At 36.3% G+C, this 20990-nt stretch carries 26 protein-coding genes; 21 read left to right on the top strand and 5 right to left on the bottom strand.

The genetic code is table 11. The annotated features are described in order from the left end of the window. Nucleotides 1–36: 36 nt before the first annotated feature. From ACFSQP_RS02560 to ACFSQP_RS02550, 3 genes are all read left to right on the top strand, one after another. Nucleotides 37–1719, top strand: a complete 1683-nt coding sequence (locus tag ACFSQP_RS02560; RefSeq protein ID WP_376891534.1) for a sodium:solute symporter — start codon at nt 37–39, stop codon at nt 1717–1719. A 145-nt stretch (nt 1720–1864) separates the two neighbouring features. Next, on the top strand, nt 1865–2341 hold the full coding sequence (locus tag ACFSQP_RS02555; RefSeq protein WP_376891533.1) for a hypothetical protein: 477 nt from the start codon (nt 1865–1867) through the stop codon (nt 2339–2341). Continuing rightward, nucleotides 2331–2534 (top strand): helix-turn-helix transcriptional regulator, encoded by a 204-nt coding sequence (locus ACFSQP_RS02550; RefSeq protein ID WP_376891531.1) that lies wholly within the window; start codon nt 2331–2333, stop codon nt 2532–2534. The genes ACFSQP_RS02555 and ACFSQP_RS02550 overlap by 11 nt, the downstream gene beginning before the upstream one ends. A 51-nt stretch (nt 2535–2585) precedes the next feature. On the opposite strand, the gene ACFSQP_RS02545 is transcribed toward ACFSQP_RS02550, so the two are convergent. Together ACFSQP_RS02545 and ACFSQP_RS02540 are read right to left on the bottom strand one after the other, a co-directional pair. Beyond that, nucleotides 2586–3185: a hypothetical protein gene (locus ACFSQP_RS02545; protein WP_376891530.1), complete on the bottom strand. Its 600-nt coding sequence runs from the start codon at nt 3183–3185 to the stop codon at nt 2586–2588. Then, nucleotides 3185–4033, bottom strand: coding sequence for a DUF2911 domain-containing protein (locus tag ACFSQP_RS02540; RefSeq protein ID WP_376891529.1), 849 nt, complete (start codon nt 4031–4033; stop codon nt 3185–3187). Before ACFSQP_RS02540 ends, ACFSQP_RS02545 begins: the two co-directional genes overlap by 1 nt. 590 nt (nt 4034–4623) lie before the next feature. On the opposite strand from ACFSQP_RS02540, the gene ACFSQP_RS02535 reads away from it, so the two are divergent. From ACFSQP_RS02535 to ACFSQP_RS02450, 18 genes are all read left to right on the top strand, one after another. After that, nucleotides 4624–5268: a TetR family transcriptional regulator C-terminal domain-containing protein gene (locus ACFSQP_RS02535; RefSeq protein ID WP_376891528.1), complete on the top strand. Its 645-nt coding sequence runs from the start codon at nt 4624–4626 to the stop codon at nt 5266–5268. 7 nt (nt 5269–5275) lie between these two features. Beyond that, a complete protein-coding gene (locus ACFSQP_RS02530; RefSeq protein ID WP_376891526.1) occupies nt 5276–6586 on the top strand; it encodes an ABC1 kinase family protein in 1311 nt (436 codons plus the stop codon). Further along, complete coding sequence (locus ACFSQP_RS02525; RefSeq protein ID WP_376891524.1) at nt 6583–7215, top strand: flavin reductase family protein; 633 nt, start codon at nt 6583–6585, stop codon at nt 7213–7215. The genes ACFSQP_RS02530 and ACFSQP_RS02525 overlap by 4 nt, the downstream gene beginning before the upstream one ends. A 2-nt stretch (nt 7216–7217) precedes the next feature. Then, on the top strand, nt 7218–8639 hold the full coding sequence (locus ACFSQP_RS02520) for an SDR family oxidoreductase (protein ID WP_376891522.1): 1422 nt from the start codon (nt 7218–7220) through the stop codon (nt 8637–8639). Next, nucleotides 8640–8780: a DUF2256 domain-containing protein gene (locus tag ACFSQP_RS02515; RefSeq protein ID WP_376891520.1), complete on the top strand. Its 141-nt coding sequence runs from the start codon at nt 8640–8642 to the stop codon at nt 8778–8780. Then, nucleotides 8750–10060 carry a DASH family cryptochrome gene (locus ACFSQP_RS02510; RefSeq protein WP_376891518.1) on the top strand — a complete coding sequence of 437 codons (1311 nt, stop codon included), beginning with the start codon at nt 8750–8752 and terminating at the stop codon, nt 10058–10060. Before ACFSQP_RS02515 ends, ACFSQP_RS02510 begins: the two co-directional genes overlap by 31 nt. Next, the gene (locus tag ACFSQP_RS02505) at nt 10057–11589 is read left to right on the top strand and encodes a cryptochrome/photolyase family protein (RefSeq protein ID WP_376891516.1); all 1533 of its coding nucleotides are present in this window, start codon (nt 10057–10059) and stop codon (nt 11587–11589) included. Before ACFSQP_RS02510 ends, ACFSQP_RS02505 begins: the two co-directional genes overlap by 4 nt. After that, the gene (locus ACFSQP_RS02500; protein WP_376891514.1) at nt 11579–13075 is read left to right on the top strand and encodes a cryptochrome/deoxyribodipyrimidine photo-lyase family protein; all 1497 of its coding nucleotides are present in this window, start codon (nt 11579–11581) and stop codon (nt 13073–13075) included. The genes ACFSQP_RS02505 and ACFSQP_RS02500 overlap by 11 nt, the downstream gene beginning before the upstream one ends. A 92-nt stretch (nt 13076–13167) precedes the next feature. After that, entirely contained in the window at nt 13168–13596 is a 429-nt protein-coding gene (locus ACFSQP_RS02495; RefSeq protein ID WP_376891513.1) for a hypothetical protein, read from the top strand. Next, nucleotides 13596–13868: a TIGR03643 family protein gene (locus ACFSQP_RS02490; protein WP_376891511.1), complete on the top strand. Its 273-nt coding sequence runs from the start codon at nt 13596–13598 to the stop codon at nt 13866–13868. Before ACFSQP_RS02495 ends, ACFSQP_RS02490 begins: the two co-directional genes overlap by 1 nt. 49 nt (nt 13869–13917) lie before the next feature. Beyond that, entirely contained in the window at nt 13918–14616 is a 699-nt protein-coding gene (folE, locus tag ACFSQP_RS02485; protein WP_376891509.1) for a GTP cyclohydrolase I FolE, read from the top strand. Nucleotides 14617–14620: 4 nt separating this feature from the next. Next, nucleotides 14621–14845: a hypothetical protein gene (locus ACFSQP_RS02480; protein ID WP_376891508.1), complete on the top strand. Its 225-nt coding sequence runs from the start codon at nt 14621–14623 to the stop codon at nt 14843–14845. 11 nt (nt 14846–14856) lie between these two features. Next, nucleotides 14857–15540, top strand: a complete 684-nt coding sequence (locus ACFSQP_RS02475) for an SDR family NAD(P)-dependent oxidoreductase (RefSeq protein WP_376891506.1) — start codon at nt 14857–14859, stop codon at nt 15538–15540. Nucleotides 15541–15570: 30 nt separating this feature from the next. After that, entirely contained in the window at nt 15571–16089 is a 519-nt protein-coding gene (locus ACFSQP_RS02470; RefSeq protein ID WP_376892110.1) for a glutathione peroxidase, read from the top strand. Between the two features lie 2 nt (nt 16090–16091). Then, on the top strand, nt 16092–16262 hold the full coding sequence (locus ACFSQP_RS02465; protein WP_376891505.1) for a Lacal_2735 family protein: 171 nt from the start codon (nt 16092–16094) through the stop codon (nt 16260–16262). 1 nt (nt 16263) lies between these two features. Continuing rightward, nucleotides 16264–16728 carry a TspO/MBR family protein gene (locus ACFSQP_RS02460; protein WP_376891503.1) on the top strand — a complete coding sequence of 155 codons (465 nt, stop codon included), beginning with the start codon at nt 16264–16266 and terminating at the stop codon, nt 16726–16728. Continuing rightward, a complete protein-coding gene (locus tag ACFSQP_RS02455; RefSeq protein WP_376891501.1) occupies nt 16728–17189 on the top strand; it encodes an SRPBCC family protein in 462 nt (153 codons plus the stop codon). Before ACFSQP_RS02460 ends, ACFSQP_RS02455 begins: the two co-directional genes overlap by 1 nt. A 2-nt stretch (nt 17190–17191) precedes the next feature. Beyond that, nucleotides 17192–18496: a cryptochrome/photolyase family protein gene (locus ACFSQP_RS02450; RefSeq protein ID WP_376891500.1), complete on the top strand. Its 1305-nt coding sequence runs from the start codon at nt 17192–17194 to the stop codon at nt 18494–18496. A gap of 133 nt (nt 18497–18629) precedes the next feature. On the opposite strand, the gene murA is transcribed toward ACFSQP_RS02450, so the two are convergent. The 3 genes from murA to ACFSQP_RS02435 all read right to left on the bottom strand — a co-directional run bounded on the left by murA (nt 18630) and on the right by ACFSQP_RS02435 (nt 20962). After that, nucleotides 18630–19937 carry a UDP-N-acetylglucosamine 1-carboxyvinyltransferase gene (murA, locus tag ACFSQP_RS02445; protein ID WP_376891499.1) on the bottom strand — a complete coding sequence of 436 codons (1308 nt, stop codon included), beginning with the start codon at nt 19935–19937 and terminating at the stop codon, nt 18630–18632. 8 nt (nt 19938–19945) lie between these two features. Next, nucleotides 19946–20596: a DUF4290 domain-containing protein gene (locus ACFSQP_RS02440; protein ID WP_376891497.1), complete on the bottom strand. Its 651-nt coding sequence runs from the start codon at nt 20594–20596 to the stop codon at nt 19946–19948. Between the two features lie 72 nt (nt 20597–20668). Beyond that, complete coding sequence (locus ACFSQP_RS02435) at nt 20669–20962, bottom strand: DUF493 family protein (RefSeq protein WP_376891496.1); 294 nt, start codon at nt 20960–20962, stop codon at nt 20669–20671. Between the last annotated feature and the right edge of the window lie 28 nt (nt 20963–20990).

Below are 20990 nucleotides of genomic sequence, written 5' to 3'. Positions count from 1 at the left end.
AATCGCGTTTTATTTTATTATGCAAGCCTTTTAATTATGCAAACACTGGACTGGATTGTACTGTCAATTACCTTAATAACAATTGTTGCCTACGGAACCTACCAAACGCGTGGCAGCAAAAATGTACAGGATTTTTTAAAAGGCGGTAATAGTTCCAAATGGTGGACTATTGGTTTATCTGTAATGGCCACACAAGCTAGTGCTATAACCTTTTTGTCTACACCTGGTCAAGCTTTTAACGATGGTATGGGTTTTGTTCAATTTTATTTCGGACTACCAATAGCCATGATTGTAATCTGCATGGTTTTTATACCCTTGTATCACAGATTAAATGTGTACACAGCTTATGAATTTCTAGAAAACCGATTCGATTTAAAAACCAGAACCTTAACGGCCTGTCTCTTTTTAATTCAACGTGGCTTGGCAGCTGGTATTACTATTTTTGCACCGGCCATTATTTTATCTGTGGTTCTGGGTTGGAATTTACTGCTTTTAAACATTATAATTGGCATACTTGTTATTATTTACACCGTGTCTGGCGGTACTAAAGCGGTTAACGTAACACAAAAACACCAAATGGTTGTAATTTTTACCGGTATGGTGGTGGCTTTTATTCTTATTGTTAACAAGCTGCCAGACAACATTACGTTTAGTAATGCGCTGGATATTGCAGGGGCTAGTGGTAAAATGAATATTTTAGATTTTTCATTCGATTTAGATAATAGGTATACCGTTTGGACAGGCCTTATTGGTGGCACCTTTTTAATGCTGTCGTATTTTGGAACAGACCAAAGTCAGGTTCAACGCTATGTTTCTGGAAAATCGGTACGGGAAATGCAACTAGGTCTTATGTTTAATGGCCTCTTTAAAATTCCTATGCAATTTTTTATTTTACTAGTTGGGGTTATGGTTTTCGTGTTTTATCAATTTAACCAAGCGCCTGTAAACTTTAACCCGGTAGCTACGCAAGTGGTTTTAGATACAGAATTTGCCTCGGAATTTGAAAGTATTCAAGCGGAACAGGATGCCGTATTTAACAAGAAACAAACCCTTATAGCTCAATTTATTGCAGACAAAAACGAAAATACAATTGCCGAAGTTGCACAGGCAAACGCCAAAAATGATAGCTTACGAAAACGAGCGCGCTATTTAATTGACAAGGCTGGCGACGTAAAAGGCATTAAAGTGGAAAGCAACGACAAAGATTACGTTTTTATCAGTTTTATACTAAACAACCTACCCAAGGGCTTAATTGGTTTGTTGTTGGCTGTTATTTTAAGCGCGGCCATGTCCAGCACCTCAAGCGAACTAAATGCTTTAGCATCTACCACTACTATTGATTTGTATAAAAGAAATACACGACCGCGCTCCGATTCGGAAATGGTAAAAATCTCTCGTTGGTTTACATTTGGTTGGGGTATTGTGGCGATACTAGTGGCTTGTATTGCTAATTTGGCAGAAAACTTAATTCAGTTGGTAAATATTATTGGCTCCATATTTTATGGCAATGTTCTAGGTATTTTCCTACTGGCATTTTTTGTTAAATGGGTAAAAGGCAAAGCCGTTTTTACGGCCGCTATCATAACGCAAATTTTAATAATACTGCTGTTTTTACTGGATTTATACCAAATTATTAACTTACCATTTTTATGGCTTAACTTTATTGGTTGTGCCATTGTAATGGCCATAGCCATGCTGCTACAACTTAAAACAAAATAGACTCATACGGCACTTTTAAAAATTTTTTAATCAAGATCTAGGGTTCAAAGCAGTTTATTTTGTAAAGTACAAATTACTTTTAGTAATAAATATTTGTCAATATGTAAAGTTTACATTACATTTATGATATAAATATAGATATCCTATGAAAACAAATTATTTATTACCGCATAAGTATAAACCACTGGGATGGATTTTATTAATACTGGGGACAATTTTTGGTATTACTGTATATGTTTTAGGCTTTGATTCGGATGTTTTAACCATTAAGGTTTTAAATATTTATAACGGCTCCGATTTTTTTAATAAAACAGACGTGGGCTGGTTTATACTTCAAGACAATAGTATTTTAGACGAACTAGCCGCCTTACTTATTATTTTTGGCGGACTACTGGTTGGTTTCACTAAAGAGAAAATTGAAGACGAATTTATATACAAACTTCGCTCCGAATCGCTTGTATGGGCCATTGTTGTAAATTATGCTATTTTAGCGTTTACTGTTTTGTTTGTGTACGATATGCTATTTTTTGATGTTTTAATTTTTAACATGTTCACGCCTCTATTTATTTTTATTATTCGCTTTAACTTTTTAAAATTTAAATCTACTGAAGATGACCAATAATTTAAAAGTAGAGCGCGCCCGCCATAACATGACACAAGCTGATTTAGCCAAGGCTATTGGAGTTTCCAGGCAATCTATTAATGCTATTGAAAAAAACAAATTTGTGCCATCAACTGTTTTAGCTTTAAAGTTAGCCCGACTATTCAACAAACCCGTAGAGGCCTTATTTATATTAGAGCCTTCCGATGATTAATAAAAAAAAAGCGACACATTAAAGTGTCGCTTTTATATTGCCTAAAAATTTTTACAAACAGGACGCATACTTTTGTAAAGCTGGTAAAGCATCTGCTTTTTTAGCTACCTGCCCTGCCGCTTTAACAACTGCAGTACAAGAGGAAAAATAAGCTGCAACCTGCTTTTTGAAATAATTAATACCGCGTGTGGCACTTAAAATCTCAAATACTGCCTTTTCATTAGTGCGCTTCACAAAAAGCTCGTTGTAGTTGTTGGAAAACCAAATACCATAAGCCCCTGCATGATTAATTTCCATATTTCTGGAATAAATGGTTAGATTACCAATAATGTCTACCTCCTTAAGCAGGGCAGGCTTCTTGTCAACTATAACCATTACATATTTAGCGCTACCATGCGCTTCAGAGTTTAAAATAACCGAAGCGATTTCGGAATTTTTAAACCGTTCCGTTTTTGCATTTTCATCTAATTTGAACGCAATTTTATTGGCGCCAATTCTTATGGATTTTGTTGGCTGTGGTATTTTAACCATACCACTTTTAACACTTCCATCCGTAACAAATAAGGTTCCGGATAACCATTCCGCTTCTTGCGACACAGCTGTCACGGAAAGTAATACTAGTATGCTGAAAAAACCAAGACGCCTAATCATTAGTTAGCGCCCCACTCTTTCAACGATTCTTCGTTAAATTTAACGTATTGCATATTCCCTGCTTTTTTTGAAGCTTCTAAAGATTCTTTAGCAAGTTTAATAGCATTTTCTTTATCGCCAGCGCGCGCATAAATTAACGCCTGTTGTCTTATTTGATAAAAAGCAGGCTCTTCCATCATATTAATGGCTTTATCAATCCATTCTTTAGCTTGCTTTATGTCCTTTCCTTCATTGTAATAATAAGCAGCCGAAGCGTAATAATCGCTTGCTTTAGGTGTCCCATTTAAAGCACTGTTTATAGACTTTAAAACTTTCTCGTCTGTTGGAACCATAAAAGGCACACGCACCGACGTATTTTCCCACTTAATTTCCATGACAGCGGAATCCGTTTTAATATTGTTAATATCAATAGTAAAGGTTTCTACCAAAGCTGGTGTTTTTTCTGCTTTTATTTTAGCAATAGCAACCACTTTACTCTCATCCCAGTTTCTTGGCGTTCCCCAATTATTGGTATCCGAATAAAAATAAACTTCCCAAATAGAAGCTCCTGGCTTTGTAAATAACGCGTAAGATCCTGCCTCCAAATTGTAATCATTTATGGTAACCGGATCGCTAAACGTAACAACCGTATTTTTGTTGGCTCCCGTGCGCCACATTTTATCGTAGGCTTCTAAACCACCAAAAATGGTACGCCCTTTAACACCTGGTCGCGAATATTCGATGGTAACATCGGTTAATCCAACTTTTTGTTCTACCTTACTAAACGGACTAGACTCCGGTGTAGAAACTTGCGCCTGTAAGCCAATGGTGCATACCAAAGCGGCAAAACATAAAACTACTTTTTTCATGAATATAAAATTTAATTGGTTCTTATTAATTGTCAAAAATACAGGTAAAGCATTCTAATTTTTGTTAAGTAAAACTTAAATAACTCGGCGCTTGTAGTTTCCTAAATTACTAATTGATGCAAATAACTCGCAAATTTTTAGGAATTTATGTCCGTGGTTTTATCCATTTTTTCAATAAAAAAGCCCCATACAATCCACGTTATAGCTAATTTCCATTTGCTTAAATGTTAAAATAATACGTTTTTTAAAATGGTATTAGCTTTCTTTTACTTCAACCTAAAAATAAAAAATTACCAGCAAATTATGTGTCGCATTTTTAATCTATGTGTTAATAAGCAGCATAAAAACAGCAAAATACGGGTTTTAAAACGCTGTTTTTAAGCGCTAAACAATTCTATTTAAACAAGCGCTTCAACTCCCTAAAACAGGAAGATGGCAGCTGTAGTAACCTGTGTTAATAAAAGAATAAACCCCCATAAAAAACCTTTTAAAAGCCCTATCTTTATGTGAGAAAATTTTATAAAATTAGTGTTTAACTTTTGATTAAAATTGTTAAACATTTTGTATCTTTACCGAAGAATTTTACTATTATGGCAAAAAAGAAAAACATGACACCGGACAAGCTTATTTCATTTTACATGGACTATGTTTTAATGCACAATCAGGCGCCAAAAAGCGTGTATGCATTTGCAAAAGACAATAATTTTGATGAAGCCGATTTTTACAAACACTTTGCGTCGTTTGAAGCTTTAGAGAAAGCTATTTTCAAAATATTTTTCAACAACACCATGCGTGTTTTAGAAGCTAGCGAAGACTACCAAAGCTTTGATGCAAGAAATAAATTATTGAGCTTCTATTTCACGTTTTTTGAAAACTTAACAGCCAACCGCAGTTACGTAGTTTATGCCTTAAAAGATAAAGGCCCAAAAGCCATGTCGACTTTGTCCGAACTTAAGCAAGCGTTCAAGAAATTTATTGACACTTTGGATATCGAGTCGATAGACATTAAAGAGCCGCGGATAACAAAGCTTCAGGACTACACCAAGCAGGAATCATTTTGGATTCAACTTATGATGGTCATGAAATTTTGGATGGATGATACATCTGCTTCTTTTGAAAAAACAGATATTTTTATTGAAAAAGCCATTAACGCCGGATTTGATTTAATGGATGTCAAACCTCTTAAAAGTGTTTTAGATTTAGGAAAATTTCTTTTTAAAGAAAAAATGCACTAAAAAGCCTATGAAAACTATTGATAGCATTCCTACTAGCAAAATACAACGCGCTAGTAAACTTGTAAAAACAGGTGCCAAAGTTGGCGTAAATTATATTAAATATTATGGCGATAAGCTTACTAAATCGGAACTAGAAGCCAAAGAAAAGCTCAATCAAAATAATGCAGAAGATATTTACAACGGCCTTAAACAACTTAAGGGCAGCGCCTTAAAAGTGGCTCAAATGTTAAGCATGGAAAAAAGTATTTTACCACAAGCTTACGTTGAAAAATTTTCGTTAGCGCAGTTTTCTGTGCCCCCATTGTCGCCGCCTTTGGTTATAAAAACCTTCAAAAAATATTTTGGTCAGGCACCAGATGCTATTTTCGATAGTTTTAATTCCACCTCGGTTAATGCTGCTAGTATTGGGCAAGTGCATATAGCTGAAAAATATGGCAAAAAATTAGCTGTTAAAATACAGTATCCTGGCGTAGCGGATAGCATTCAATCGGATTTAGCGATGGTAAAACCCATTGCTATTCAAATGTTTAATATAAAGGGTAAAGACTCCGACAAGTATTTTAAAGAAGTAGAAAATAAATTAGTTGAAGAAACAAATTACAACCTAGAACTTGCGCAAAGTCTTGAAATTGCCGAAGCTTGTAAACACATACCATATTTAAAGTTTCCAAGCTATTATCCTGAATTTTCCTCGGAACGCATTATTACCATGGATTATATGGTAGGTAAGCACTTGTCGGAATTTACGGCCGTTAATACCAACCAAGACCTATCCAACCAAATCGGACAATCGTTATGGGATTTTTATATGTTTCAAATTCACAAACTAAAAAAAGTTCATGCCGATCCGCATCCTGGTAATTTTTTAATTAGTGATGAAGGCAACTTAATTGCATTAGATTTTGGTTGTATGAAAACCATTCCAGAAACGTTTTATGTACCTTATTTTGAACTAGCTGAAAAATCGTCCATAGATAACAAAGATATATTTCGTCAGAAACTATTTGAATTAGAAATTTTAAAACCAGAAGATTCCGATAGCGAATTGCAGTTTTTTACCGATATGTTTCATGAAATGTTAAGCATTTTTACCCAGCCATTTCACTCGGAAATTTTCGATTTTTCTGATGCCCAATTTTTTGGACGAATAGCCGATTTAGGCGAAAAATATTCAAAAAACACCGAATTACGTAAAATGAATGGTAACCGTGGATCTAAACATTTTATTTATATGAACCGTACTTTCTTCGGTTTGTACAATTTAATGTTCGATTTAAAGGCCCAAAACATTAAAATTAACAACTTTAATACCCTATGATAACCCGTTTTAGCCTAGCAGACATCTCTAATATGGAGCACCTGTATAAAATAAATCTTATTAACAGTTGCTCTGGCTTTAAATCGGCTAACTTAATAGCTACAAAATCGGCCGCAGGCTTGGAAAATGTCGCTATTTTTAGCTCGGTAACTCATGTAGGATCGGAGCCGCCTTTACTAGGTGTGTTTATGAGGCCAACAACGGTTACCCGGCATACGTACGACAATATTAAAGAAACCGGGGTTTACACCTTAAACCATGTGCACCAGAACATAATAAAGGAAGCCCACCATACTTCGGCTAAATACCCACGCGAGATATCAGAGTTTACTATGGCTGGCTTAACCCCAGATTATAAACCGGGTATTAGCGTGCCTTTTGTAGCTTCGGCTCCAGTACAAATGCACATGAAATTTGTTGAAGAATATCCTATAAAAGCCAATGGTACCATATTAATTATTGGGCGCATAACCGATTTATTTATTCAGGAAGATTTAATAGAACCTGACGGCTTTGTAAACCTTTCTAAAGGTAAAGTTGCCACCATTAACGGTTTGGATGGTTATGCCGTTCCTAGTTTAAACGAACGCCACGCCTACCAGCGACCTAAAAATAGTTTAATAAAATAAATATGAAAATTCTTGTAACTGGCGCAACAGGATATATAGGTAAACGCCTTATACCGCTGCTTGTTCAAGATGGCCATCAAGTGGTGTGTGTGGTACGCGATATTTTGCGGGCAGACGCCAATTATTTAGAAGAACCACATATCCAATTTATTGAAGCCGATTTTTTAAAACCAGACACCTTAAAACGCATCCCTACAGATATAGATGTGGCGTATTATTTAATGCACTCCATGTCCAATACTTCCAAGGATTTTGAAGAACTAGAGGCAGAATGTGCACAGAATTTTAAAAACATTATTGGCCAAAGTAAGGCCCAACAGGTTATTTATTTAAGTGGTATTACCAACGATAAAGAGCTGTCTAAACACCTGCGGTCGCGCAAACAAGTAGAGGACATTTTAAAATCTGATAAGTACGCCACAACCATTTTTAAGGCGGGAATAATTGTGGGCTCGGGCAGTTCGTCTTTCGAAATTATTAGGGATTTGGTAGAAAAATTGCCTTTTATGATTGCGCCAAAATGGCTAAACACGCGTACCCAACCGCTAGCTGTTCGCGATGTGTTAAGCTACCTTTCCAAAAGTGCTGGCAATGCAATGCTTTACAATAAAACATACGATATTTTTGGCCCCGAAATCTTGTCGTACAAACGCATGTTATTGGAGTTTGCAGAGGTGCGTAAACTGAAACGTTATATTGTAACCGTTCCAGTTATGACCCCAAAACTATCCTCTTATTGGCTTTATTTTGTTACATCAACGTCCTACAAATTAGCATCATCGTTAGTAGACAGCATGGGGGTACAAATAATAGGAAATCCTAGCAATATTAATCAATTACTAAATATTACACCACTTTCTTATAAGGAAGCGGTGTCCTTGGCCTTCGAAAAAATAGAACAAAACAGTATTATTTCCAGTTGGAAAGATTCCATGGTTAGTAGCGGTCGGTTAAAAAACAGCTTTCATAAATATGTAAATGTTCCCAAATTTGGCTGTTTTAAGGATTATAAAGAATTGCCAATAACCAATGCCCAAGAAACCATACGGAAAATTTGGGCCATAGGCGGCCAAACAGGCTGGTACTACGGCACGTTTTTATGGCGTATTCGTGGTTATATGGATAAAATGGTTGGCGGTATTGGCTTGCGCCGTGGCCGCACCAGTCCTACCGAATTGCATGTAGGCGACTCGTTAGATTTTTGGCGTGTCATTTTTGCAGATAAAGAAAAACAAAAACTCCTATTATATGCCGAAATGCGCCTACCTGGCGAAGCTTGGTTAGAATTTAAAATTGAAGATAACAAACTAAAACAAACCGCTACATTTAGACCACGTGGTTTAGCAGGGCGCCTTTATTGGTATAGCGTTATGCCATTTCACGGGTTTATTTTTAAAGGCATGATTAGTAAAATAGCTTCTTAATTGAAAAAACAACATTTACCCACCAAAACATGTCCCGTGTGCCACTTGCCATTTACATGGCGCAAAAAATGGCGCAACAACTGGGAACATGTAATTTATTGTAGTGAACGATGCAAACGAAACAAGACAGCAAAACATTAGTGTGGTTTACAACCAACCTCCGTACCCAAGACAATACCGTTTTAAACAAGGCTTTGGCTCAAAAAAAACCTGTTATAGCTATTTATTGTTTTGACCCAAGGCAGTATGCTTTAGGAAAATATGGCTTTAAAAAAACCGAAAAATACCGCGCTAAATTTACCATTGAAAGTGTTTTGGATTTAGAAAAGCAGTTGAAAACATTAAATATACCGCTGTTGGTGTATCACGATTTACCTGAAACCATAATACCTCAAGTTTGTAAAAAGCACGAAGTAGATGCGTTGTATTACCAAAAAGAATTTACACACGAGGAGCTGCAAATCATACAAGCGCTTAAAGCAAATTTAGACCAATCTGTTGCCACTTTCGATTATTTAGACCAGTTTTTATACCATCCAAATACGGTTCTTGATAATTTTAAAAGTATTCCGAATGTGTTTACTAATTTTAGAAAGATTGTTGAAAAAAAATGCCGTGTACAACCGCTTCAATCACCAACCAAGCAAACACCGTTTCCTTTCAACGCAGATACACAGATACCTAGATTGGCTACTTTGGGGTTTTCTAATTTTGAAACACATCCAAAAAGTGCCTTCCCATTTCTGGGTGGCGAAACAGAAGCCAGCAAGCGTTTAAACGCCTATGTTTTTGAAAGCAAAAAAATAGAGGTTTACAAAAAAACCCGTAATGGCCTACTTGGCGTTGATTATAGCTCTAAATTTTCGGCATGGCTGGCAAACGGCTGTATAAGTGCACGACAAATTTATTGGGCGGTTAAAAACTTCGAAAAATTACACCTAAAAAACCAATCTACTTACTGGCTAATATTTGAGTTAATTTGGCGCGATTTTTTCAAATACATAGCCTTACAACACGGCTCGGATATATTTAAACTGGCCGGTATTACCAAACAGGAATACACATGGAAAACCCATGCCTATGCTATTAAACAATGGTGTGCTGGAACCACGGCAGAACCTTTTGTAAATGCCAATATGATAGAGCTGAATAAAACAGGATGGATGAGCAACAGAGGCCGACAAAACGTGGCTTCATATTTTGCTAAAACACAAGCATTGGACTGGCGCATTGGTGCCGCTTATTTTGAATCTTTACTAATAGATTACGACGTGCACAGTAATTATGGTAATTGGCTTTACGTGGCTGGCGTGGGTAACGATCCGCGTAACCGAACATTTAATGTAAAACTCCAAGCCGACCGTTACGATTCGCATGGGAAATTTCAAAAAACTTGGCTACAAAACATTTTATTTGAATGAAAACACTCCGACTCATTTTAGGCGATCAGTTACATATTAAACATTTTTGGTTTAAAACCGTGGATCCCAATGTGGTGTACGCCATGTTTGAAATGAAACAAGAAACCGATTACGTTACGCACCACATACAAAAGGTTATTGGTTTTTTTGCTGCCATGCGCGAATTTGCCAAAACATTAGAAAACGCTGGACACACGGTAGTTTATTACAAAATATTGGACAACACAAACACCCAAAATTTAGTTTCAAATATTGAAGCAGTTATAAAACAGCAGGCTATTACAAAATTCGAATACCAATTACCCGATGAGTATAGACTGGATAAGCAGCTAAAAGACTTTGTAAACAGCCTACAAATAGAAAGCGAGGTAACAGATTCGGCTCATTTTTACACCAAGCGAACTGATTTACAAACCTTTTTTAAAGGAAAAAAACAATACCTCATGGAGTCGTTTTACCGAGACATGCGTAAAAAGCACGACATCTTAATGGCCATGGGTAACCCAGAGGGCGGCAAATGGAATTACGATAAATCCAATCGTAAAAAATGGAAAAACTCCCCAGAAATACCAAGCTACAAACTATTTTTAAACGATGTTTCGGAGGTCGTTTCAGACATTAAAAATGCACAAATAAACACCATTGGTAACTGGGAAGAAAAAACATTCCACTACCCTATTACCAGGACACAAGCGTTAGAACAACTAAAATATTTTTGCGAAAACTTATTAGCGCATTTTGGCGACTATCAAGATGCCATGCACACCAATGAAGTATTTTTATTTCATTCCCGTTTGTCCTTTGCCATGAATTTAAAACTAATTTCAGCAAAAAATGTCGTTGATACCGTTCTTAATTACTACCGGAAACATGAAAATAACATAGATATTTCGCAGGTGGAAGGTTTTATACGCCAAATTATTGGCTGGCGGGAATACATGCGTGGTATGTATTGGGCCTTTATGCCAGAATTTAAGGCAGAAAATTATCTTGAAAACACCAATCCGTTAGCAGATTTTTTCTGGACTGGTAATACAAAAATGGCCTGTTTAAAGCACGCCATAACCAACTCTTTAGACAATGCCTATGCCCACCATATTCAACGTTTAATGATTACCGGTAACTATGCCTTATTAACACAAACAAATCCAGATGAAGTAGATGATTGGTATTTAGGTATTTATGCCGATGCCGTGGAATGGGTTCAACTACCCAATACAAGAGGTATGAGTCAGTTTGCCGATGGCGGAAAAATAGCCACAAAACCCTATGTTTCCTCTGGGTCCTACGTTCAGAAAATGGGAAACTACTGCGATAATTGTCATTATAACTACAAAAAGAAAACAGAGGAAGACGCCTGTCCGTTTAATAGTTTGTATTGGAATTTTTTAGACGAAAAACGATCGGTACTTGCTTCTAATAGGCGCATGAAAATGATGTATCATATCCTAGATAAAATGGCAAGCAACGAACTTACCGCAATAAAAAAACGCGCCCAACATATTATTGCAAATCAAGATGCATACTAACCGCGAACATATAAATATTGTTTGGTTTAAACGCGATTTGCGTTTGGAAGATCATGAACCTTTGTACAAAGCACTTCAAGAAAAAGAACCCGTTTTATGCTTGTTTGTTTTCGAACAAATTTTACTAGAAGATGCGCATTACAGTAAACGCCATTGGGATTTTATTAAAGAATCTGTAAGCGATTTAAATAGGCAACTTCACACCTACAACACCAAGGTATTGGCGGTTAATTCCGATATTATTTCTATTTGCAACTTATTATCCGATACCTACCATATAAAACAAGTGTTCTCGCATCAAGAAACAGGCATTCAAATTACGTTTGATAGAGATAAAAGCTTTAAACGTTACTGTAAAAACAATTTAATAACCTGGACGGAAAGTGTAAACAATGGTGTGGTAAGAGGTATAAAAAATAGAAATGCGTGGTTTGATAGTTGGAATAATTACATGATGACACCACAGCTGCCTTTTTTAGCAAAAGCTGAACAGTTTCTGGATTTGCAAAAAATAACAACCATAGAAAAGCAGTGCCAGGTAACTAATTTAAAAACAGAAAACAACAAACCCTTTCAAGTTGGCGGTACGGCTATGGCTCAAAAATATCTGCATTCATTTTTAGGTGGCAGATATAAAAATTACATGTTTCATATTTCTAAACCAGCTCTATCACGCAAAAGCTGTAGCCGGTTATCCCCTTATATTGCATGGGGCAACCTATCGGTAAGGCAGGTATACCAAGCGGCAAAAAATGTAAAAACAACAGGGCCAAACAATAAGCAGTTGGCTGCATTCCGATCGAGGTTACGCTGGCAGGCGCATTTTATTCAAAAGTTTGAAATGGAACATATAATGGAGCAAGCCAGTGTTAATAAAGGTTACCATAAGTTGAAAAAAAACATTTCGGAAGCTTACCAAAAGGCATGGCGTGAAGGGCAAACAGGCTTTCCTTTAGTGGATGCTAGTATGCGTTGTTTAAATGAAACTGGCTATGTTAATTTTAGAATGCGCGCACTCTTGGTTTCATTTTTCACCCACATATTGTGGCAACCTTGGCAGGATGCTTCAAAACACTTATCAAGACAGTTTTTAGATTTTGAACCAGGTATTCATTTTCCACAATTACAAATGCAAGCTGGCGAAACAGGTATAAATAATTTACGTATTTACAATCCTATTAAAAATAGTTTAGAACACGATCCAGACGGTAGTTTCATAAAAAAATGGGTTCCAGAACTTAAAAATTTAGAACTTCCCTTTGTACACGAGCCGTATTTAATGACTGCTTTAGACCAACAATTTAATAACTTCCAATTAGGTGTTCATTATCCAAAACCAATTGTAGACCTAAAAAAGCAACGCAAACATGCTAGCGATGTGCTCTGGAATATGAAAAAAAATAAAACAGTATACACCGAAAGCTTGCGTATCCTGCAAAAACACACCATCGATAACCGCTCCAAACTCCTAGATAACGACGATTAACAGCCCGTTTGTAAAACATCTGTTAATTTTTGTTTAACTTTTTCGGATATTACTTAAACATTTTGTAAATTTGAATTCAAATAACAGGTATTTTGATTTTAAATAGTACATATCACGAAAAAGACCACAAGAAAATCATTGAAGATTTAATTGGCAAACCATACAGTTTTCTAGAAGCTTTTAAACTAAAAGGTATTGGGTCCAAGCGCATGATTATTAATGAAACTAGCCCAAATTTAGAACCTTATTTAAACCGGGTTAGCGATGTAAACTACGCCAATATAGAAATGCGTCCTGGCGGCATCATTATTTACATAAATAAAGGTTTACAAAATTTTTCGTGGATAATACCATATTATCAATTAGTTATTTACAAAACCAATGGTGCCAGCATTCATGCCCAAGGAAAGTTTATAAATTTTAAGAACAATACCACGTTCAAAGAAAATAAAAAATTCTTTAAACGCTTGCTTCAAAATAAAATAGATTACGACGAACGCTACAAATTTATAGATCTGTAATGACACTAAAAGATTATGAAATTGACCGCATTATTGAAATGGCTTGGGAAGACCGCACAACCTTCGAAGCTATAAAATTTCAGTTTGGTTTGGAAGAACAGGATGTAATTAACCTCATGCGTCGGGAAATGAAACCTAGTAGTTTCCGAATGTGGCGTAAACGCGTACAAGGCAGAAAAACAAAACACGCCAAGTTGCGCGGGTTTGAAAAAGGGCGCTTTAAGTGTAGCCGCCAAAAACAAATTACACACAACAAAATAAGTAAACGCTAATCGTGCTTTGCCAGTAAATAATTACGGGACAGCACACAAAAAAAAGACTATGAAAACAGACACACTAAATGCCAACATTTTAAATACCAATAAGCTAAATGGTTTTTCAACCGAAGATATTGGAGACGACCACTTATACACGGGTTTAGAAACCCCCATGAAACCAGATGCCTTTAAAATTTCGGATAACGAAAAAAAACAGCGTATTGCCTTATTATTTGAAGAAATAATGGATGTTATGGGCTTAGATTTAACAGACGATTCTCTTAAAGGAACGCCAGACCGTGTAGCAAAAATGTACATAGATGAAATTTTTTCAGGTTTAAATCCTAAAAACAAACCAAAAGTTGCATTGTTTGAAAACAAATATCAGTACAACCAAATGCTGGTGGAAAAGGATATTACCTTCTACTCCAATTGTGAACACCACTTTGTGCCAATTATAGGTAAAGCGCATGTGGCCTACATTTCTGCCGGAAAAGTAATTGGTTTATCTAAACTAAACCGCATTGTACAATATTACGCCAAGCGCCCCCAAGTGCAGGAACGCCTAACAAACCAAATAGCCATGGAGTTAAAAGGCACTTTGGGTACAGAGGACATAGCTGTAATTATAGATGCCAAACACCTATGTGTATCGTCTAGAGGAATAAAAGATAACACATCGGCAACAGTTACAGCTTATTATGGTGGTGCCTTTAACACACCAGAAAAAATTGCCGAATTACAAAATTATATAAATAGCTAAAATTATGGATACAATAGAACGTGCTCTAGAATTTGAACGAACCAAATTAAAATCGTTATCTACGAGCGATAGAATAAAAATTTCAAGAGAAGCCAAAGCGTTAATACTCGACTTAAATCAAATTTATAAAAAGAAGAAAGACGAGCGCATAATGGATATTATGAAACGACTAACAGCCATAAAACGCAAAGTTGAAAAACGCTTAAAAGGTAATCCATTAACCACGTAATAAAATACTAAATGAAAACTTACATAATCATTGGTGGTAGCAAAGGCATTGGTCTTGCTATCACCAAAAATTTATTAGAACAACACGAAGTAATTAACTTAAGCCGGACGGCTCCAGAAATTGAACATCGTAACTTAACACATTACAACGTTGACATTCTGGAAGATAATTTACCAGATTTGGAGCAAGCAGACGGACTAATTTACTGCCCTGGTAGCATAAATTTAAAACCAGTAGGCCGTTTAAAACTAGATGACTTCCGTTCGGATTTTGAAATAAATGTGATAGGTGCAGTAAAAGCCATGCAAAAATACCTGCCTGTTTTAAAAAAAGGCGACAAACCTGCTATGCTATTTTTTAGCACCGTGGCTACAAAATTGGGTATGCCTTTCCATGCTAGTGTAGCTGCAGCCAAATCTGCTGTAGAAGGCTTGGTAAAATCTGTAGGCGCAGAATTAGCACCAACAGTTCGCGTCAATGCCATAGCACCAACTGTTACAGATACCTCTTTAGCGGCCAATTTATTACGTAATGATAAAATGGTTGAAAACATGACAGAGCGCCATCCGCTTAAGAAATTTTTAAACCCTACTGAAGTGGCACAAATGGCTGCATTTTTATTATCGGATCAAGCCGCTTCAATTTCAGGACAGATATTTGAAATGGATTGCGGTATCGTATCGTTCAAACTATAATTTATGAAACACTTTTTTATTTTTATTCTTATGCTAAGCTTATTTAAAAATACATCGGCACAAAGCCAACCAACACAATCTATTTACGACATAGCCATTAATGGACTAGATGGCAACCCCATAGCGCTTTCAGACTTTAAAGGCAAACACATATTATTTGTAAACGTCGCTTCAAAATGTGGTTTTACTGGCCAATATGAAGATTTACAAAAATTATACGACAACTATAAAAACAACTTAATGATTATTGGCGTACCTTGTAATCAGTTTGGAGGTCAAGAACCAGGAACCGCAGCAGATATTCAAAGTTTTTGTCAGGCCAACTACGGCGTTAGTTTTGTAATGACCGAAAAGGTAGATGTAAAGGGCAACAACCAACACCCACTTTACAAATGGCTAACAAACAAAACGCTAAATGGGCAATCCAATTCCTCTGTAAAATGGAATTTTCAAAAGTATTTAGTAGATGGTGAAGGCCATTTGGTAGATTACTTTTTCTCGGTTACCAACCCCATGAGTGGAAAAATAACTAAACACCTAACACGATAAATATGTTCGGATTATTTAAAGGAAAATCGGAAGTTGAAAAACTTCAAAAACAATACGAATCGCTCATGAAGGATTGGCACAGGCTGTCCACAACGGACAGGAAAGCCAGTGACCTAAAATACGCCGAGGCTGAAAAAATAGCCAAACGCATAGAGGAACTTCAAAGCAAATAACATGAAATTTGTTCCGCTACTCCTCCTATTTTTAATAATAAACTTTGGAGGCCTTGCCATAGGAAACTGGTTTATGGGTAATGGTGCAACATCGGCATGGTATACAAATTTAAATAAAGCGCCATGGACACCACCGGGTTGGGTTTTTGGCGTGGCGTGGACACTTATTATGCTGTGTTTTTCGGTGTATTTAGCGCATTTATTTAAAAATTACAGCTCGCCAAACTTAATTGTTATTTTTGCTTTTCAGGTACTATTAAATGTTTCTTGGAACTATTTGTTTTTTAATCAGCAATTAGTGTTACCCGCCTTAATAGTATTAGTTTTACTAACAGTGGTAATTTTATTTTTCTTTTTCACCTATACAATGGGTAGTTTAAGTACTTGGCGCTATTTACTAATTCCATATATAATTTGGCTTTGTATAGCTACGTCGTTAAATTTTTATGTTTTACTCAATAATTAATGAAAATATACACGTTTCACAGAAAACAAACTTTACCCATATCTGTAGATCAAGCATGGGCGTTTTTATCCAATCCTAGAAATTTAAAAACCATTACACCAGATTATATGGGTTTTAATATAATTTCTGGAGCAGACAGGCCCATGTATGCCGGACAACTAATTCAGTATATTGTGACACCAATTTTGGGCATTAAAACCAAGTGGGTTACCGAAATAACACATGTAGCAGACAAACACTATTTTGTGGATGAACAGCGTTTTGGCCCTTATGCACTTTGGCACCACAAACACTTTATAAAAGCTGTTGAAGGTGGCGTTGAAATGGAAGATATTATAGATTATAAAGTGCCGCTAGGAATTTTAGGACAGCTGGTACATCCTATTTTAGTTAAGCCAAAATTAGAAGAAATTTTTGCCTACAGACAAGAAAAATTAACAGAATTATTTGGAACTTTGTAAGTATGAAGCAACCTGTTAACATTTTTTGGTTTCGAAGGGATTTACGTCTGGATGACAATAAAGGCTTTTTTGAAGCCCTTAAAGGCGCGCACCCGGTGTTGCCAATTTTTATTTTCGATTCCGATATTTTAGACTCGCTGCCCAAGCAAGACGCGCGTGTAAGTTTTATTTACAACACCATCCAGGACATGCGCAAAACCCTTCGCGAAGCGCATAACAGCAGTATAGCCATATTCCACGGTAAACCAGAAACTATTTTTAAAACGCTATGCGAATCCTATCAAATTGCTGCAGTATATACCAATCATGATTATGAACCTTATGCTAAAAAACGGGATGAGGCCATAAAAACATTTTTGGATAGCAAGAAAATAGACTTTAAAACGTTTAAAGATCAGGTTATTTTTGAAAAAAGTGAGATTGTAAAAGACGATGGTACACCCTACCGTGTTTATACACCTTACATGAAAACCTGGAAAGCCACTTTTAAGGAAGCTGAATTAGAAATTTTTTACACCAACAGTTATCTAGACAATTTGGTGGCTCATAGTTTATTGCCAAATTTAGAGTTATCGGAGATGGGATTTGAACAATCTGAACAACAAATAGAACCCTACACCGTTACGCCAACTTTAATACAGGAATACGAAGATACCCGAAATTACCCAGCAAAAGACGGTACATCGCGTTTAGGACCTCATCTGCGTTTTGGTACGGTGAGCATCCGAAAAATGTTAAAAAAAGCACTCGCCGAAAAAAATGAAACGTTTTTAGAGGAGCTAATTTGGCGTGAATTTTTTATGCAAATATTATGGCATTTCCCACATACGGAAACCGATAGTTTTAAACCCAAATACGGCAGGATTGCATGGCGTAATAACGAATCTGAATTTAAAGCGTGGTGCGCAGGCAAAACTGGTTACCCATTGGTAGATGCTGGTATGCGCGAATTAAACCAAACAGGTTTTATGCATAATAGAGTACGCATGTTAGTAGGTAGTTTTTTGTGTAAACATTTGCTAATAGACTGGCGTTGGGGCGAAGCTTATTTTGCTGAAAAGTTACACGATTACGAAATGGCTAGTAATGTTGGTAATTGGCAATGGGTAGCAGGCTCTGGGGTTGATGCATCGCCTTATTTTAGAATTTTTAACCCGACAACACAAATTAAAAAATTTGATAAAGATTTAGAATACATAAAAAAATGGGTGCCAGAGTTTCAAGAATTAGATTATCCAAAACCGATAGTAGACCATAAAGAAGCCCGCGAACGCTGTTTAAAAGTTTATAAAGAAGCAGTTGCTTAACCCAAAGCTTAATATTAATTACCAAAAAAGCTTCCAGATTTATATAAATCTGGAAGCTTTTTTATTTAATTTCTAGGAACGTATTTATTTGTTTAAGTAAGCTCTGCCAGTTTTATTTACATAAAGTTTTTAATTAAACACGCTCAATTTGCGCGCCAATAGCTTTTAAGCGCATATCAATATGTTCATAGCCACGATCTATTTGTTCAATATTATGAATGGTAGAAGTACCTTTTGCTGAAAGTGCAGCAATAAGTAAAGAAACACCAGCTCTAATATCTGGCGATGTCATGGTGGTTGCTTTTAATTGCGATTTAAAATCGTGCCCTATTACCACCGCACGGTGCGGATCGCACAAAATAATTTTGGCTCCCATATCAATTAGCTTGTCTACAAAAAACAAACGACTTTCAAACATTTTTTGATGAATAAGCACGCTGCCTCTAGCTTGCGTGGCAACCACGAGAATTATACTTAATAAATCTGGCGTAAAACCAGGCCATGGTGCATCGGAAATTGTTAACACCGAACCGTCTATATAATTTTGTATTTCATAGCCATTTTTATGGGCAGGAATAAAAATATCATCGCCACGTTTTTCAACGGTAATCCCCAGTTTTCTGAACACATTTGGAATTTGACCCAAATACTCCCAATTTACATTGGTTATGGTTAATTCACTTTTAGTCATAGCTGCTAAACCAATCCAACTCCCTATTTCAATCATATCAGGAAGCATGGTATGTACTGTTCCTTGTAAACTGGTAACACCTTCAATGGTTAATAAGTTGGAGCCAATACCTTTAATTTTGGCTCCCATGCGGTTTAGCATGTTACACAACTGCTGTAAATAGGGTTCGCAAGCGGCATTGTATATGGTGGTAGTGCCTTTGGCTAACACAGCAGCCATAACAATATTGGCTGTACCAGTTACAGAGGCTTCGTCTAGCAACATGTTAGTACCTTGCAATTGGGTAGCCTCTACGCCATAAAAATAATCTTCGCGATTATACCTAAAGGTAGCACCAAGCTTAATAAAACCCTCAAAGTGCGTATCCAAACGTCTTCTACCTATTTTATCGCCTCCGGGCTTTGGAATGTATCCTTTTCCAAAACGCGCTAAAAGTGGTCCAACAATCATAATAGACCCACGCAAACCGCGGCCATCTTGCTTAAATGCTTCGGATTCTAGGTATTGTAAATTAACTGTTTTTGCTTGAAACGTGTAGCTACCAGACGCTAGTTTTTCAACAGTAACCCCTAAATTACCAAGTAAATCTATAAGTTTATTAACATCTATAATATCTGGAATATTATGTATGGTAACTTTTTCTGGTGTTAATAAAACGGCACATAAAATTTGCAACGCTTCGTTTTTTGCTCCTTGAGGCTGTATCTGACCCTTTAATTGTTTGCCGCCTTCAATTTTAAATATTCCCATATTGCTTGTTAGTAGCGTTTTCTTGATCGGTTTGAACTGCTTTTTTTCTGATGCGATTTCTTTCCGGTATTAGAACTGTATTTGTTTTTCTGACGCATTAAACTTGAGGCGTCTGTTAAATCTTCGTCTGCATGTAACAAGTTAATTTTGCCATCGGAAAGTTCTCTTAAATGTTCAAAAATAACGGCATCTTCAACAGTGTCTTTGTTCCAATTTAAAAAACACTTTTTCATGTGGTTAGCAATGGTATATACCAGTGCATTTTTAAGTTCACCTTCTTCCCACGTATTAGCCACATCTATCATGGTTTTTATATTATTTCCATAAAACCGATATTTTGGAAAATTTTGCGGATAAGGCAAATGCTCCGGACGCTCGTTTAGCGTATCTGGCGATGGCAACGGAAAAGGCGAATCGGCATCTAATTCAAAATTAGACATAATAAACAACTGATCCCAGAGTTTATGCTGAAAATCGGGTACATCGCGCAAATGCGGCTGTAAATTACCCATAACAGAAATAATGGCTTTTGCTAATTTGTTACGCTCTTCTTTTGTTTCGCGTGTTTTTGCGTAGTTAATCATTTTTTGCAAATGCCTGCCATATTCCGGTATTATTAAGTGCTCGCGCTCGGAATTGTATTCTAAATAGTTTGTCAAAATAAGTATTTGTGTGTAGAAAGTTTCTTTAAAGCACACCAAGTTGGTGTATGCGCAAAGTACAAAAAAATATTAAAGGCTAATAACCCCTTCAATCTTTTCTGCTACTTCTTTGTATTTGCTAATGACGTGGTCTGGTGTTTTCATGGTTACGTGTATAGACACACTGGTATACTTACCATTTTTAGATTCTTTGGTTTTTATAACAGCGCCCATGTTGTTAAACAGCGCTTCAATGTCTGCCACGCTTCGCCCTTTAGTTTCTACTATAAATTTGTATAAATATTGCGAAGGCCATAAAGCTGTATCGTACAATTGTACTTTTAGTTTGGCATAAAAAGCCTCTGTCTTTAATTTCTGCTCCATTTTAATTTTTTTTAAGATTACAAAGATA

This window comes from Bizionia sediminis (assembly GCF_042684585.1).
Lineage (GTDB): Bacteria > Bacteroidota > Bacteroidia > Flavobacteriales > Flavobacteriaceae > Algorimicrobium > Algorimicrobium sediminis.
The sequence above is the reverse complement of the archived record's forward strand: the minus strand, read 5'-3'. Positions and strand labels throughout refer to the sequence as shown.